At 67.4% G+C, this 13,656-nt stretch carries 14 protein-coding genes; 11 read left to right on the top strand and 3 right to left on the bottom strand.

Going from position 1 to position 13,656, the window contains the following annotated elements:
* The first annotated feature begins 3 nt into the window (after nucleotides 1-3).
* From argH to SLG_RS00915, 6 genes are all read left to right on the top strand, one after another.
* Nucleotides 4-1,386, top strand: a complete 1,383-nt coding sequence (gene argH / locus SLG_RS00890) for an argininosuccinate lyase (RefSeq protein ID WP_014074511.1) — start codon at nucleotides 4-6, stop codon at nucleotides 1,384-1,386.
* Nucleotides 1,383-1,646, top strand: coding sequence for a hypothetical protein (locus tag SLG_RS00895; protein WP_014074512.1), 264 nt, complete (start codon nucleotides 1,383-1,385; stop codon nucleotides 1,644-1,646). The genes argH and SLG_RS00895 overlap by 4 nt, the downstream gene beginning before the upstream one ends.
* 156 nt (nucleotides 1,647-1,802) lie before the next feature.
* On the top strand, nucleotides 1,803-3,065 hold the full coding sequence (gene lysA, locus SLG_RS00900; protein ID WP_014074513.1) for a diaminopimelate decarboxylase: 1,263 nt from the start codon (nucleotides 1,803-1,805) through the stop codon (nucleotides 3,063-3,065).
* A 5-nt stretch (nucleotides 3,066-3,070) separates the two neighbouring features.
* A complete protein-coding gene (locus SLG_RS00905) occupies nucleotides 3,071-3,856 on the top strand; it encodes a precorrin-2 dehydrogenase/sirohydrochlorin ferrochelatase family protein (RefSeq protein ID WP_014074514.1) in 786 nt (261 codons plus the stop codon).
* Nucleotides 3,857-3,968: 112 nt separating this feature from the next.
* Complete coding sequence (locus SLG_RS00910) at nucleotides 3,969-4,727, top strand: winged helix-turn-helix domain-containing protein (protein ID WP_014074515.1); 759 nt, start codon at nucleotides 3,969-3,971, stop codon at nucleotides 4,725-4,727.
* Nucleotides 4,724-5,605 (top strand): SMP-30/gluconolactonase/LRE family protein, encoded by an 882-nt coding sequence (locus SLG_RS00915; RefSeq protein ID WP_014074516.1) that lies wholly within the window; start codon nucleotides 4,724-4,726, stop codon nucleotides 5,603-5,605. The genes SLG_RS00910 and SLG_RS00915 overlap by 4 nt, the downstream gene beginning before the upstream one ends.
* Nucleotides 5,606-5,693: 88 nt before the next feature.
* Here the strand turns inward: SLG_RS00915 and SLG_RS00920 are convergent, their stop codons facing one another.
* Nucleotides 5,694-7,748: an alpha/beta hydrolase family protein gene (locus SLG_RS00920; RefSeq protein WP_041392302.1), complete on the bottom strand. Its 2,055-nt coding sequence runs from the start codon at nucleotides 7,746-7,748 to the stop codon at nucleotides 5,694-5,696.
* A gap of 259 nt (nucleotides 7,749-8,007) precedes the next feature.
* Nucleotides 8,008-8,871: a PEPxxWA-CTERM sorting domain-containing protein gene (locus tag SLG_RS22080; protein ID WP_231848713.1), complete on the bottom strand. Its 864-nt coding sequence runs from the start codon at nucleotides 8,869-8,871 to the stop codon at nucleotides 8,008-8,010.
* A 244-nt stretch (nucleotides 8,872-9,115) separates the two neighbouring features.
* Between SLG_RS22080 and ispG the strand changes: the two genes are divergently transcribed.
* The 3 genes from ispG to bla are packed head-to-tail and all read left to right on the top strand — an operon-like array spanning nucleotide 9,116 to nucleotide 11,521.
* Nucleotides 9,116-10,261 carry a flavodoxin-dependent (E)-4-hydroxy-3-methylbut-2-enyl-diphosphate synthase gene (gene ispG / locus SLG_RS00930; protein ID WP_014074519.1) on the top strand — a complete coding sequence of 382 codons (1,146 nt, stop codon included), beginning with the start codon at nucleotides 9,116-9,118 and terminating at the stop codon, nucleotides 10,259-10,261.
* Nucleotides 10,258-10,548 (top strand): hypothetical protein, encoded by a 291-nt coding sequence (locus SLG_RS00935; RefSeq protein WP_014074520.1) that lies wholly within the window; start codon nucleotides 10,258-10,260, stop codon nucleotides 10,546-10,548. Before ispG ends, SLG_RS00935 begins: the two co-directional genes overlap by 4 nt.
* The gene (gene bla / locus SLG_RS00940) at nucleotides 10,529-11,521 is read left to right on the top strand and encodes a class A beta-lactamase (protein WP_083853278.1); all 993 of its coding nucleotides are present in this window, start codon (nucleotides 10,529-10,531) and stop codon (nucleotides 11,519-11,521) included. Before SLG_RS00935 ends, bla begins: the two co-directional genes overlap by 20 nt.
* Before the next feature lie 48 nt (nucleotides 11,522-11,569).
* Here the strand turns inward: bla and SLG_RS00945 are convergent, their stop codons facing one another.
* On the bottom strand, nucleotides 11,570-12,097 hold the full coding sequence (locus SLG_RS00945; protein ID WP_051003662.1) for a hypothetical protein: 528 nt from the start codon (nucleotides 12,095-12,097) through the stop codon (nucleotides 11,570-11,572).
* 158 nt (nucleotides 12,098-12,255) lie between these two features.
* On the opposite strand from SLG_RS00945, the gene SLG_RS00950 reads away from it, so the two are divergent.
* Together SLG_RS00950 and SLG_RS00955 are read left to right on the top strand one after the other, a co-directional pair.
* Nucleotides 12,256-13,164 (top strand): DMT family transporter, encoded by a 909-nt coding sequence (locus tag SLG_RS00950; RefSeq protein ID WP_014074523.1) that lies wholly within the window; start codon nucleotides 12,256-12,258, stop codon nucleotides 13,162-13,164.
* Nucleotides 13,161-13,646 (top strand): GNAT family N-acetyltransferase, encoded by a 486-nt coding sequence (locus SLG_RS00955; RefSeq protein ID WP_014074524.1) that lies wholly within the window; start codon nucleotides 13,161-13,163, stop codon nucleotides 13,644-13,646. The genes SLG_RS00950 and SLG_RS00955 overlap by 4 nt, the downstream gene beginning before the upstream one ends.
* The last annotated feature ends 10 nt before the right edge of the window (nucleotides 13,647-13,656 follow it).

A 13,656-nucleotide genomic window follows, 5' to 3' on the forward strand; every position in this document is an offset into this window, starting at 1 on the left:
AGCATGTGGGGCGGCCGTTTCGAAGCCGGTCCCGCTGCGGTCATGCGCGAGATAAATGCCTCCTTGCCATTCGACAAGCGGCTGTGGCGGCAGGACATCGCTGGCTCCATCGCCCACGCCCGGATGCTGGGCGCGCAAGGCATCCTCACTGTCGAGGAATCGGAGACGATCATTGCCGGCCTGCAGGCCATCCATGCCGAATATGAGGCAGGCGACCTGCCGACCGATCTGGACCTTGAAGATATCCACATGGCCACGGAGGCCCGGCTGGCGGACAGGATCGGCCCGGTCGCCGGGCGCCTGCATACCGCGCGCTCCCGCAACGATCAGGTGGCGACCGATTTCCGTCTTTTCGTCCGCGATGCCATGGATGATGTGGATGCGGGACTGGCGGCGCTCCAGCGCGCCCTCATCGATCGGGCGGACGAGCATGCCGCCTCCGTCATGCCGGGTTTCACGCATCTCCAGAGCGCCCAGCCGGTGACCCTCGGCCACCATCTCATGGCCTATTACGAGATGATCGCACGCGACCGCTCACGCTTCGCCGATGCGCGGGCGCGGATGAACCTCTCGCCGCTCGGTGCCGCCGCGCTGGCCGGCACGGGCTTCCCGACCGACCGGCACATGACCGCTGCCGCGCTCGGCTTCGACGGGCCGACGCGCAACAGCCTTGACAGCGTCTCGGACCGTGATTTCGCGCTCGATTATCTGATGGCTGCTACGCAATGCAGCCTGCATCTTTCGCGCCTCGCGGAGGAGTTCGTGATCTGGGCGAGCCAGCCTTTCGGTTTCATCACCCTGCCCGATGCCTATTCAACCGGCAGCTCGATCATGCCGCAAAAGCGCAATCCGGACGCCGCCGAGCTGGTGCGCGGCCATGCCGGGCGGATCATGGGCTGCATGACGAGCCTCGCCGTCACCATGAAGGGCCTGCCGCTCGCTTATTCCAAGGACATGCAGGACGACAAGCCGCCGCTGTTCGAGGCGCATGATCTGCTCGGCCTGTGCATCACGGCGATGACCGGCATGATCGAGACGACCCGCTTCCGCACGGACCGGATGCGCGCGCTCGCGGAAGCGGGGTTCTCCACCGCCACCGACCTTGCGGACTGGCTGGTGCGCGAGGCGAACGTGCCGTTCCGGGAAGCGCATCACATCACCGGCCGCGCCGTGAAGGCGGCGGAGGACGCCGGCAGCACGCTGGCCGACCTGCCGCTCGAAACGCTTCAGGCCATCGATCCGCGCATTGACGGGCGCGTCTTTGCCGTGCTCACTGTCGATGCCTCGGTGGCAAGCCGCCGCTCTTATGGCGGTACCGCGCCGGAGCAGGTCCGCGCCCGGATCGTCGAGGCGCGCGCCGCGCTGGACAAGGAGACGGCCCGATGAAAGCCATTCTGGCCTCGACTTTCCTGTTCGCGACGCTGGCAGCCTGTGGCTCGGTCACGCCGCTGCGCCCGCAGCAGGGTATGAGCGAAGTCCCCAAGGCGGCCGCGGCAGAGCGGCGCGAGACGCCGGCGGAACTCATGACGCCGTCCACGCAGGCGCAGCCCGAGCGGCGCGCCGACCTGCTGACGCGATCCGCCGAGCGCGAGGAAGATCCCTTCGCGCTTCCGCCGGGTCCGGACAACGGCAAGCCCAAGGACTGACGCCGACCGGCCGGGATGGCGAGGCCTCGTCGCCAGTCCGCGCGCCCTGACCGGCCCGGTGGACCGCTGGCGTTTCAGGCAGCGCAATCCTGCTTTCGCGCAGGCAGGGAAAAGTTGGTTCCCTTCCGCTCGCCCGCTCTCTAGGGGCAGCACATCATGGATCATTTCGCCTACAAGGATGGCGTGCTGCACGCCGAGAACGTGTCGATGAGCACGATTGCCGATGCGGTCGGCACGCCGGTATATGTCTACTCCCGTGCCACGCTGGAGCGGCATGCCCGGGTGTTCCGTGAGGCGCTGGACGCAGTCCCCCGCAAGCACATCGCCTTCGCGATCAAGGCCAATCCCAATCTTGCCGTGCTGCGCGTGCTGGCGCGCGAGGGCTATGGCGCGGACATCGTGTCGGGCGGGGAGATGCAGCGGGCGCTGGCTGCCGGCATGCCCGCGCGGGACATCGTCTTCTCCGGCGTCGGCAAGACCCGCGCGGAGCTGGCGGCGGCGCTGGAAGCCGGCATCGGCCAGTTCAATATCGAGCTGGAGGAGGAAGGCGTTGTCCTCGCGCAGATCGCGCAGGAAATGGGGCGCACCGCCGATGCCGTGCTGCGCGTCAATCCGGATGTCGATGCGGGCACGCATGCCAAGATCTCGACCGGCATGAAGGAAAACAAGTTCGGGGTGCCGATCGATCAGGCGGGCTGGATTTTTGCGCGGCTGGCGACGCTGCCGGGTCTCGCCATGCGCGGCATCGCGATTCACATCGGCAGCCAGCTCTTCGACCTTGCCCCGCTGGAAGCGGCCTATGGCAAGATCGGAGCGCTCATGCGCGATCTGCGCGCGGCCGGTCACGTCATCGACCGGGTCGATCTTGGCGGCGGTCTGGGCGTGCCTTACGAGCGCGACAAGATACCGCCGAGCCCCGCCGACTATGGCGCGATGGTGGCCCGCGCGACGAAGGACTGGGACGCGACGCTCTATTTCGAGCCGGGCCGCGTGATCGTGGGCAATGCCGGCGTGCTGTTGACGCGCGTCATCTGGGTGAAGCCGGGGGTGATCCGGCCTTATGTGATCGTCGATGCCGCCATGAACGACCTCGCCCGGCCTGCCATGTATGATGCCTGGCACGATTTCGAGGCCGTGGCGCCGACGGGCGAACGCTTCGTCGCCAATATCGCGGGCCCGGTCTGCGAGAGTGGCGACACTTTCGCGATGGCGCGCGATATCGATCTGGTGAAGGCGGGTGACCTTGCGGTGTTCCGCACAGCGGGCGCTTATGGCGCGACCATGGCAAGCACGTACAACAGCCGCCCACTGGTGCCTGAGGTCATGGTGGATGGCGACCGTTTCGCCGTCGTGGCCGATCGCATCATGCCCGAGGCGATCATTGCGGCCGAGCGCATGCCGGACTTCCTCCAAGATTGAGTGCCATGCACAGCCTGCCGCTCTTCTTCAGGATCGCAGGCAGGCCGGTGATCCTGCTCGGCACTGGCGAGGCGGCACAGGCGAAGCGAAGGCTGATCGAGCGGGCCGGCGGCATTCCGGTCGGCGAGGCGGACGAGGCGGCGTCCCTTGCCTTCATCGCTTTGGATGACCCGGAGGAAAGCGCTCAGGCTGCGGGGCGGCTGCGGGCCCGGGGCATTCTCGTCAATGTCGTCGACCAGCCCGCCCTTTGTGATTTCACGACCCCGGCGATCGTCGATCGCGATCCCGTGCTGGTGGCCATCGGGACCGGCGGCGCGTCGGCGGGACTGGCCAAGGCCGTGCGCCAGCGCATCGAGCGACTGCTGCCCCCTGGCCTCGGCGCGCTCGCGCAGGCGCTGGCGGAGGCTCGCGCGGCACTGCGGGCGCGCTGGCCCGATGCTCGCCAGCGTCGCCAGGCGCTGGACGACGCACTGCGCGAGAAGGGGATGCTCGATCCGCTTGGAGAGCGCCCTGCCGACGCCGTGCGCCTCTGGCTGGAGGGATCGGGAGAGGATGGACCGGCAGACCGCGCGGAGACCATCCTGCTCACGTCGTCCGACCCGGACGATCTCAGTCTCCGCGCGGCGCGTCTGCTCGGTGAGGCGGATCGCATCCTTCACGACCCGACGGTGCCCGAAACGATCCTCGCCCGGGCGCGCGCCGATGCGTCGCGGGTGCGCCTGACCAGCGGAAGCCCCCGACCGGCCGGCCCCGGCCTGACGCTGATCGTCACATGGGCAAAAGGGGCCTGAAACTGCTCCGATCCGGAGCATATGCTGCGTCGACAGGCCGCTTTTCCGCCTAGCTTGCCGGCGATGCCCGCCTCCTGCGGCGGAGCGCATCGAGAGGCGTGAGAAGGCGAACGTGCAGCGGATCGAGATCTGGCTCTGCCACCATGATGACGCGCGGGATCGCCGGCTCGCCATTCTGATGCGCGCCCTGCGGAGAGCGAATGTAGCCGTGCATCTGCGCACGATCAGGCCAAAGCACGCCGGCGTCGCTTCCCGTTCGCCGGATAATGCCCTCTGCTGGCAGCGCCGGGACGATGTGCGCGCGCGCATCCGGATTCTGGCGGCCGGTGCCGTCGACGTCATCGGGCCATGGATGAGCGAGATCGAAGCGCTGGCCCGCAGCTTGCGCCATGCCCGCGCGGTGGCCGTGGCAACGCCTTTTGCGCGTCCCCGCGTCCGCCTGGGCGAACTGGAGATCGATCTCATGCAGCGGGAGGCCTGGCGGCTCGGCCGCCCGCTCGGCCTCGTGCAGCGCGAGTTCGAGCTGCTGCATTGTCTCGCGCTGCATCCCGGACGGCCGCAGACGCGGGAGGCCTTGCTCTGGTCCGTCTGGGGTGTGGGTTTCGATCCGGGCACCAATGTGGTCCAGGTTCATGTCTCGCGCCTGCGCGCCAAGCTCGACCGCGATTTCGACTGGCAGATGCTGCGCACGGTGCGTGGCGTGGGCTATGCCCTGGTGGCGCGTCCACGCGCGCCCGGTGCGGGGCTCACGGGGGCGGCCGGAATGCCAATCCTGTCCGGTGCGTCCCGCCTTGCCGTCGCGCCTGGAGGGCATTTTGCGCCGGACCGCCTTGCCCCACGCGGCGAAACACGACATGCCCATGCGCGATGACTTCTCCCATCGTCTCCGTCGCGCTCGATGCCCATGCCGATCTCGGCGAAGCGCCGCGCTGGCACGCCGCCGAGCGCCGGCTCTACTGGGTGGATATCAACCGCAACGCGCTTCACCGATTCGATCCGGCAACGGGCGAGGACGACCTGCGCCGGTTCGATCAGCCTGTCGGCTGCTTCGCCTTTCGCGCTGGTGGCGGATTTCTGCTCGCGATGAAGGATGGGCTGGCGATGCTGGACGGCTGGGAGGCGGAACTTCGCCCCTTCGGCAATCCCATCCTCGCTGGCCGGCCGGACCTGCGCTTCAACGACGGGCGCACCGATCCTTCGGGACGGTTCTGGGCAGGCACGGTCAACACGGCCAAGAGCGCGCGGGACGCCGCGCTCTACCGGATCGATCCGGACGGGACTATCACCTGGATCGAGGGTGGCATGCTGACCTGCAATGGCGCGGCCTTCAATGCGGATGGCACCGCTTTCCGCCATGCCGACACGCCAAGCCATGTGCTGCGCGGCTATGATGTTGATCCGGCGTCGGGCACCCTGTCCCCCGCGCGCATCGTGCATCGCTTCGAGCAGGGCACGGGGCGCCCGGACGGTGGCTCCTTCGATGCCGAGGGCTGCTACTGGAGTGCTTTGTTCGACGGCGGGCGCGTCGTGCGCCTTTCGCCCGAGGGCGAGATATTGCAGACGGTGGCCTTGCCAGTCAGCCGGCCGACGATGATCGCCTTCGGCGGCGCGGATCTGCGCACTGCTTATGTCACCAGCGCGCGGACGGGGCTCTCCGAAGCCGATCTCGCTGCCCAACCCCATGCCGGGGCGGTCTTCTCATTTCCGGTGGACGTTCCCGGGCTGCCGGAGTGGCCTTTCGGGGCATGAGGATGTGCTGGCCGGGAGGGATGAAACGCCATCAGCCCCCGTTCCTTCATCCCACGGTGCCTTTCCTCTCCGCGCTTCCTCGGTCCGCTCAAGGCTGGGAGGCAGTGCGGTAGCGGCCAAACCATTCGAGAATGGCTGAAGCCTTGGCGGCGGACTGGCTGGGCCGGGCCGCGAAGCCGCCATGGCTGGCGCCCGGCACCTTGACCAGAGCCGTTGGGATGCCTCGCAGCTTGAGCGCGGTATAATATTGCTCGGACTCGCTGACCGGCGTGCGATAATCTTCCGAGCCCACGACAACGAGCGTCGGCGTCGTCACATTGCCCACAAGGCTGAGCGGCGAGCGCGTCCAGTAGCTGTCCGGATCTTCCCACGGCTTCTTTTCGAACCAGTAAGGCGAGTAGAAATTCGAACCGTCCGAGGTGAGCACGAAGCTCGACCAGTCGATCACCGGCTTCTGCGTCGCGGCTGCCTTGAAGCGGTTCGTCTTGCCCACGATCCAGGCCGTGAGCACACCGCCGCCCGATCCGCCGGTGACGAAGAGATTGTTCGGGTCCGCGATGCCGGACGCGATGGCCGCGTCCACGCTCGCGATCAGATCGCCATAATCGTCGCCGGGATATTTCTTGTCGATGAGATTGGCGAACTCCGCGCCATAGGAGGTGCTGCCGCGCGGATTGGTGTAAAGCACTGCATAGCCCGCCGCGGCGTAGAGCTGCACGTCCGTCGAGAAATAGGGCCCGTAGGCGGCAAAGGGTCCGCCGTGGATCTCCAGGATGAGAGGCACGCGCTGCCCTTCCCGGTAGCCGGGCGGCGTCGCGAGCCACGCGTCGATGGCGCGGCCATCGGGCGCGGTGACCGGAAGCTTGCGCACCTGCGCGAGCGATTTGGCGCCCAGCCACTCGCTATTCAGCCGGGTCAGGCGCTTCCCGTCCTTGCCGTCGGCCAGATAGATGTCAGCCGGGCTGAGCGGGTCGCCGCCCGAATAAGCAACGATGCCCGCCTTCGACACGCTGAACCCGCCGCCCGTATAGGGCCGATCCAGCGAATCGCCGGCCAGTCCCTGCGCCACCGGAGTCATCCTGCCGTCGAGCCCGATGCGGCCGACGCGGCTCTGGCCATGATCGTCGTAGGACACATAGAGCGTGGCGTTGCCGGCCCACTGCACATTGTCGATGCTGCGGTCCAGGGTGGCTGTGAGGGAGCGGACACCGCTGCCGTCCGCGTTCATCACATAAAGCTGCACATTGTCGTAGCCGCGCCGGCTGTCGTCATAGCCGAGATAAGCGATTTTCGAGCCGTCCGGCGAATAGCGCGCGCCGCCATCCGGCCCGTCGCGGCTGGTCAGGGCCTTCACCGCGCCGTTGGCCACGTCGAGCGCATAGACCTCCCCATTCACGGGATTGAGTTCCCAGTCCTCATTTCGGTTGGACGAGAAGAGGATCGTCCGCCCGTCCGGGGACCAGCTCAGCGGACCGCCATCGTCCCACTTGCCGAAGGTGAGTCGGCGCGGCGCACCGCCATCGGCCGACACCACGAAGATCTGGCTGACCCCGGGCTTCAGATAGCCGGCGCCGTCCGCGCGATAGGTCACCTTGTCGATCACTTCGAGCGGCTCGGCCCATCGGGCGCCCTCCGGCTTCTCCGGCGCCTTGCCCAGCGTGGCACCGGTCCCCGGCACTTGCATGGTGTAAGCGATCCGCCGACCGTCCGGCGACCAGGCGATGGCACCGGGACTGTCCGGCAGGCCAGTGATCTTCACGCTGGCGCGGTCGGCCAGCCAGAGGACATGGAGTTGCGGCGCCCCGTCCGACGCGGAGACATAGGCTAGGCGCTTGCCGTCCGGCGACCAGCGCGGCGCCATGTGCGCGCCCGGACCCGCGACCAGAGGCTGCTGGGTGCCGCTCGCCACGTCGATCAGCCAGATGGTCGGTCGGGCCTTGTCGGTCATGATGTCGTTCGACTTGCGGACATAGGCGATCCACTTGCCGTCCGGGCTGATCTGGGGATCGCTCGCGGCTTCCAGCGAAAAGAGATCGCGCCCGGTCAGGAGAGGCTGGGCCCCTTCGACAGCCGGTGGCGGCACCTGCGCCGGCGCGATGGAGGGAAGACCGAGCAGCAGCAGGGCGGGAGCGAAACGACGCATGCATGTGTCTCCTTGCCGAACGGGGCCCGGCGCGATGATGAGCGCCTCGATCGTCGGGAAGACGGCGGGACGCGACACGCCGAGCTTAGGCGGCGACGCGCGCGTCGGCAACGGTGCCGGCGTGCCCATGTCGACATCCCGGCCTCTCCTGCGGAAGGTGCGGCGAAGGGACATCCTTTGATGGGAGATGCGACAGGACGCCGGGGAACGGGAGCGGCATCCGGCAGCGGATGGTCCCTTCCCCCGGCGTTCGTCCGTCTCAGGCCATGACCAGTCCGGCGCGACGGCGCATCGTGTTGCCGATCAGGCCGAAGCCGGCGATCATCATGGCCCAGCTCGCCGGCTCCGGGACCGCACCCGGCGTCGGCGTCTTGTCGAAGCCGAGGAATGCCCCCGATTCCGACGTGAAGCTGCCACCGGGCGCGACGATGCCGATCGTGCTGGTGTGCAGCGCGTCCATCGTGATTTCGCCCGGCATGGAACCCGGCGTCGCGAGCAAGTTGAAGGCCGCGTAGACTTCGTAGGATTTGCCGGATTCCAGGAAGAGATCCGTCCCGAGGCTGCCGGCGTAATTGTACGAGAAGCTCTCGCCCTCGTCCTGGAAAGTCACGAAGGCGCGATCATTGTAGAGAGCCAGATCGCCATAGGGGCTGAAGATCGTCCAGGATTCCCAGTTGGCGCCGGTGCCCGCTTCAAACACCGCGAAATAGACATCCAGCGCCAGGTAGCGCGCGTCGTTCGGATCGTCGACAAATGCCTGATCGACGAACAGGTCCACATTGAAATCATAAGTGAAGGCAACGGCGACGTCCGATGCCCCTGTATAGCGGATCGTGTCACCCATGACGCCCGTCGCGCCGGAAAAGTTATTGCTGGGGCCATAGCGGCTGAGCAGCGTCTTGATCGTTCCGTCGCTGAGGTCGACATGAGCTTCCAGCGCGGTCGAGCCGTCATAATAGGTCTGGGAATTGCTGGTTGCGCCATTGATATCGATGCCGTCCTGCAGGCTGCCCTGATACTGGAGCACCGGCCGCACGAAATAGTCCGCCTGCGCGGCGGCGGAAAAACCGAGGCCCGCCGTCACCGCGATCAGCATCGCGGCCTTGCGTATCATCGCTGTCATCATGTCACTCCCACTTGTCCCATTGGGGCGGCACCTGCGCGCCGCCGGGGCAACGCCGTGTCGCCTCCATTCTGCTAAGCGCGCCTTGCGGAAGGTTCGGATCAGCCAGGGGCAACGATTTATTGACCATCTCCCCGCGCCCGTCTCATATCGGCACGGGGCCTAGCGCCGAACGGCGCTCTCGCTTCCGGCGGCCGCCGCCGCTATATGTCCCGCATGAGCATTCATCCGGTGAGTTCCCGTCATGTCCGAGCATAATCCCGGTCTGCGCCCCTGGCGTGACATCGCGCGGCGCGAATGCCGGCAGATCATGGTCGGCAATGTCCCCGTGGGCGGTGGCGCGCCGGTGACCGTGCAGACCATGACCAACACGCCGACCTCGGATGCGCGGGCAACGATCGACCAGATTCGCCGCTGCGAGGATGCAGGGGTGGACCTGATCCGCGTCTCCTGCCCGGATGTCGAGAGCACCGCAGCGCTGAAGCAGATTGTGCGGGCGGCGCGCGTGCCGATCATCGCGGACATCCATTTCCACTACAAGCGCGCGCTGGAAGCGGCCGATGCCGGCGCTGCCTGCCTGCGCATCAATCCCGGCAACATCGGGTCCGCCGCACGCGTCAAGGAAGTGGTGGATGCGGCCAAGGCCAATGGCTGCGCGATCCGCATCGGCGTCAATGCCGGGAGCCTCGAGAAGCATCTTCTGGAGAAATATGCCGAGCCGTGCCCCGAGGCGCTGGTGGAAAGCGCGCTCGATCATATCAGGCTGCTCCAGGACCAGGACTTCCACGAATATAAGGTGGCGGTAAAAGCCAGCGACGTGTTCCTCGCCGTTGCCGCCTATATGCAGCTTGCCGAGGCGGTGGATTGCCCGCTGCATCTGGGCATCACCGAGGCGGGCGGGCTCATCGGCGGGACGGTGAAGTCTGCCATCGGCATCGGCAATCTCCTGTGGTCCGGCATCGGCGACACCATCCGCGTCTCGCTCTCTGCAGAGCCGGAGGAGGAAGTGCGCGTCGGCTACGAGATCTTGAAGGCGCTGGGCATCCGCACGCGCGGCGTCCGCGTCGTCTCCTGCCCATCCTGCGCGCGCCAGGGATTCGACGTGATTCGCACTGTCGAAGCGCTGGAAACGCGCCTCCAGCACATCCACACGCCGCTCTCGCTTTCCGTGCTCGGTTGCGTGGTCAACGGCCCGGGCGAAGCGCGCGAGACCGACATCGGCATCACCGGCGGCGGCAACGGCAAGCACATGGTCTATCTCTCCGGCGTGACCGATCATCACATCAACGATGCGGAAATGATCGAGCATATCGTCCGGCTGGTGGAGGCCAAGGCGGCCGAGATCGAGGCCGCGAATGGCGCGAATGCCGATCCGGTGGCTGCGGAATGAGCATCCAGCCCGTCCCGAAGACCGAGACACCAGCCCCGGCTCCGGCCTCTCGAGGGGCCGTCGCCACCGGCGCTTCGGCAACCGGTGCGTCAGCGACCGGCGTTTCGGCCACCGGTGCCTCCGCGCTGGGCGCGGTCGCCGTCGGTGCGCTGGCCCTTGGGGCGCTGGCGCTCGGCGCGCTGGCCATCGGTCGCCTGTCGATCGGGGCCGCACGCATTCGCCGGCTGCGGATCGACGAACTGATCGTCGGCAAGGTCTCGCGCGCCGATGGTTCGGCCGTCAAGTGAAGCCCGGCCTTCCGGCGAAGCGATGATTGTCGGCCGCCGCCATGTGTTGTCCGGCGTGATGGGGACGGCCCTTCTCGCGCTTGCCGCATGCGACAAGGGGGCACAGCCACCCGAAGAACGTGAGGACACGCCCGATGAAGCCGCGCGGCAGGCATTGGCCGCGCTTGAGACTCGCTCGGGCGGGCGGCTGGGCGTGGCGATGCTGGATTCACGGGATCTTGCGCTTGTCGGCCATCGGCAGGACGAGCGCTTCACGATGTGCTCGACCTTCAAGCTCTCGCTCGCGGCGGCGATGCTCGTCAGGATGGACGCGGGAGCGTTCGGGGAGCAGGAGCGGCTTCTTATCACGCGCGACGATGCCGTGGGCCACGCGCCCGCCGTTCGGGCTGCGCTGGAAGACGGCGAGGACAGCATGACAGTGCTGGATCTTTGCGCGGCCGCCCAAATCGAGAGCGATAACGGCGCTGCCAACATCCTGCTGCGCAAGCTTGGCGGCCCCGAGGCCCTCACCCGCTTCTGGCGCGCGCTGGGCGATGATGTGTCGCGGCTGGACCGTTACGAGCCGGCGCTGAACACCAGCCATGGCGAGGATATTCGTGATACGACCAGCCCCGCCGCGATGGCGGGGGCATTGCGCGCGATAGTGGCCGGAGAGGTGCTGAAGCCCGCCAGCCGGGAGCGACTGACGGGCTGGACCATCGAGACGCGGACGGGCCTGCGGCGCCTGCGGGCCGGATTGCCGGCGGACTGGCGTGCCGGTGACAAGACGGGCTCCTTCTGGGGAGACCCGGCTTTCGGCGACAAGCTGAACGATATCGCCATTGTCTGGCGTCCGGACAGGCCGTCGCCGTTCTTCGTCACAGCTTATTTCGAATCGCCGATCAGGGGCGGAAGCGCCTTGCGCCCGCAGGACGAAGCGGTGCTGGCCCAGGTGGGGGCCATTGCCGCGCGCTGGATTGCGCACCGGACCTGAGCGCCACCGGGAAATGCGCTGTTCCTTACCCGCACCGCGGCGGGCAGCTCAGAAATAGATGTCGACATAATCGGTGAGGCCGTCGCAGGCTTCCATCTCCTGCAGGCGCCAGTAGCGCCGGTTCTGGGTCACCCGGAAGCTCATCTGGCCTTCGCGTCGACAAACCCGGCCGATGTCGGGCGTGTCGATGATGTCGATCCGCCCCTCAAAGGTGAAAGAGTCCCGGTCGATGCGCGTCACTACGCCGTCCAGCACCAGCTTCCCGGGACCATCGCTGGCGGACTGCCCGCCGCGCAGGTGAAGCAGATCCGTCGCATAATCAGCCGCGAGGTCGCCGCGCCGGCCCCAGCCGATCCATTGCAGCGTGATCCCGCTGTTGCCGAGCAGACGCTCGAGCGCTTCGCGGTCGGCAATGAAGGTTCGATCAGAAACGGAAGGGGCGGTCGGTGCCGGTCCGGGCACGGCGGCGTGGGGCAGGGCGACCCCATGCCTCCCATCGGGAGAATCGAGCGCAGGCTGCCCTGCGCAGCTGGCGAGCAGGAGGAGGGCGGGGAACGGACGGAGCGCGTGTGCCATGCCCCCCGGTACCAGCTTTCCGCGCTCATCAACATGGCTCTCGCTTCGCGATCGTGGCTGGCATAGAGCATGGCCGGCTCGCGAGTCGGGCGAGGCTCCGGCGTCTGCCATCCCGCCCGTCACTGCCGCCGGCCAGGGGACTGTTTTCGCGAGACGCCATGCCATCGACCCGTGCCAACCAGGCGCTCGTGCCTTTCGCGGTCGCCTGTGCCGCGATCGCGATCTTTGCGGGCATGGACGCGGTCATGAAGACGCTGTCGATCGCGATCGGCGCCTATAACGCGCTGCTCTGGCGCGCGATCATCGGCACGATCGTCCTGACGCCGCTGTATCTCCTTCGGGTCCGACGCATTCCGGACCGACAGACGAGGCTCCTGCATCTGGGCAGGAGCGCGGCCGGCGCCGTGTCAGTCCTCCTGTTCTTCTGGGGACTGGTGCGCACGCCGATCGCGCAGGGCATCGCCTTGTCCTTCATCGCGCCGCTCGTCGCGCTCGCCCTCGCGGGGCTGTTCCTCAAGGAGAAAATCAGCAGCCGGGCTGTCATGGGCTCGCTCGCCGCCTTCGTGGGCGTGATCGTCATTCTCGCCGGCCAGTCCGGCGCGAAGGGGCAGGCCGGAACATTGGAAGGCGCCGTCGCCATTCTCGTCGGCGCGGTGCTCTATGCGGTCAGCCTGGTCATTGCCCGCCGCCAGTCGCTCGCCGCAGGGCCCATTGAGGTCGCCCTCGCCTTTAACCTGATCGGCGCGGTACTTTACGGCCTTGCCGCGCCGTGGCTGGGGCAAGTGCCGGACATGGCGCACTGGCCCTTTCTGCTGCTCGCATCCGCCGGCGGCACGAGCGCGATCATGCTGCTCGCCTGGTCCTATGCGCGCGCGGAAGCGCAGCAGCTTGTCGTGGTCGAATATACCGCCTTCATCTGGGCTGTCCTGCTCGGATGGTGGATTTTCGGCGAGACCGTCCTGCCCACCACTTATGCGGGCGCGCTGATGATCGTGGCCGGTTGCCTCTGGGCAGCGCGGGCGCGACCGATCGCACCCCGCACCTTGAAACCGGAAATCCTGCAATGACGATCCATATCCGTTTCGCCGAGGCTCGCGACATCGATCTGATTCACGGCTTCATCCTTGCGCTGGCGGATTATGAACGCCTCGCCCATGCGGTGCGGGCGGATAAGGCGGTGCTGGCACATCATCTGTTCGGTCCCCGACCGGCAGCGGAGGTGCTGATCGCCGAAAAGGACGGGGCGGCGGCCGGCTTCGCGCTCTTCTTTCACAATTTCTCGACCTTCGAGGGGCGGCCCGGCCTTTATCTGGAAGATCTCTACGTGTCGCCGGAAGCGCGCGGGGCCGGCATCGGCCGCGCCTTGTTCGCCCGGCTCGCCCGCATCGCCGCGGAGCGGGACTGCGCCCGGATGGAATGGGCCGTGCTTGACTGGAACAGTCCGGCCATCGCTTTCTACCGGTCGCTGGGCGCCGAGGCGATGGATGAGTGGACCGTAAACCGGCTGGACGGCGCAGCGCTCGCCGCCCTCGCCGGGGCGCCGACCTGAGCGGAAGGCC

The sequence above is a fragment of the Sphingobium sp. SYK-6 genome (genome assembly GCF_000283515.1).
Taxonomy (GTDB): domain Bacteria; phylum Pseudomonadota; class Alphaproteobacteria; order Sphingomonadales; family Sphingomonadaceae; genus Sphingobium; species Sphingobium lignivorans.

Bases quoted from the DNA above. Each gene is read 5' to 3' on its own strand.
- argH (WP_014074511.1), top strand. From the start codon at position 4: ATGTGGGGCGGCCGTTTCGAAGCCGGTCCCGCTGCGGTCATGCGCGAG.
- SLG_RS00895 (WP_014074512.1), top strand. From the start codon at position 1,383: ATGAAAGCCATTCTGGCCTCGACTTTCCTGTTCGCGACGCTGGCAGCC.
- lysA (WP_014074513.1), top strand. From the start codon at position 1,803: ATGGATCATTTCGCCTACAAGGATGGCGTGCTGCACGCCGAGAACGTG.
- SLG_RS00905 (WP_014074514.1), top strand. From the start codon at position 3,071: ATGCACAGCCTGCCGCTCTTCTTCAGGATCGCAGGCAGGCCGGTGATC.
- SLG_RS00915 (WP_014074516.1), top strand. From the start codon at position 4,724: ATGACTTCTCCCATCGTCTCCGTCGCGCTCGATGCCCATGCCGATCTC.
- SLG_RS00920 (WP_041392302.1), bottom strand. From the start codon at position 7,748: ATGCGTCGTTTCGCTCCCGCCCTGCTGCTGCTCGGTCTTCCCTCCATC.
- SLG_RS22080 (WP_231848713.1), bottom strand. From the start codon at position 8,871: ATGACAGCGATGATACGCAAGGCCGCGATGCTGATCGCGGTGACGGCG.
- ispG (WP_014074519.1), top strand. From the start codon at position 9,116: ATGTCCGAGCATAATCCCGGTCTGCGCCCCTGGCGTGACATCGCGCGG.
- SLG_RS00935 (WP_014074520.1), top strand. From the start codon at position 10,258: ATGAGCATCCAGCCCGTCCCGAAGACCGAGACACCAGCCCCGGCTCCG.
- bla (WP_083853278.1), top strand. From the start codon at position 10,529: ATGGTTCGGCCGTCAAGTGAAGCCCGGCCTTCCGGCGAAGCGATGATT.
- SLG_RS00945 (WP_051003662.1), bottom strand. From the start codon at position 12,097: ATGGCACACGCGCTCCGTCCGTTCCCCGCCCTCCTCCTGCTCGCCAGC.
- SLG_RS00950 (WP_014074523.1), top strand. From the start codon at position 12,256: ATGCCATCGACCCGTGCCAACCAGGCGCTCGTGCCTTTCGCGGTCGCC.
- SLG_RS00955 (WP_014074524.1), top strand. From the start codon at position 13,161: ATGACGATCCATATCCGTTTCGCCGAGGCTCGCGACATCGATCTGATT.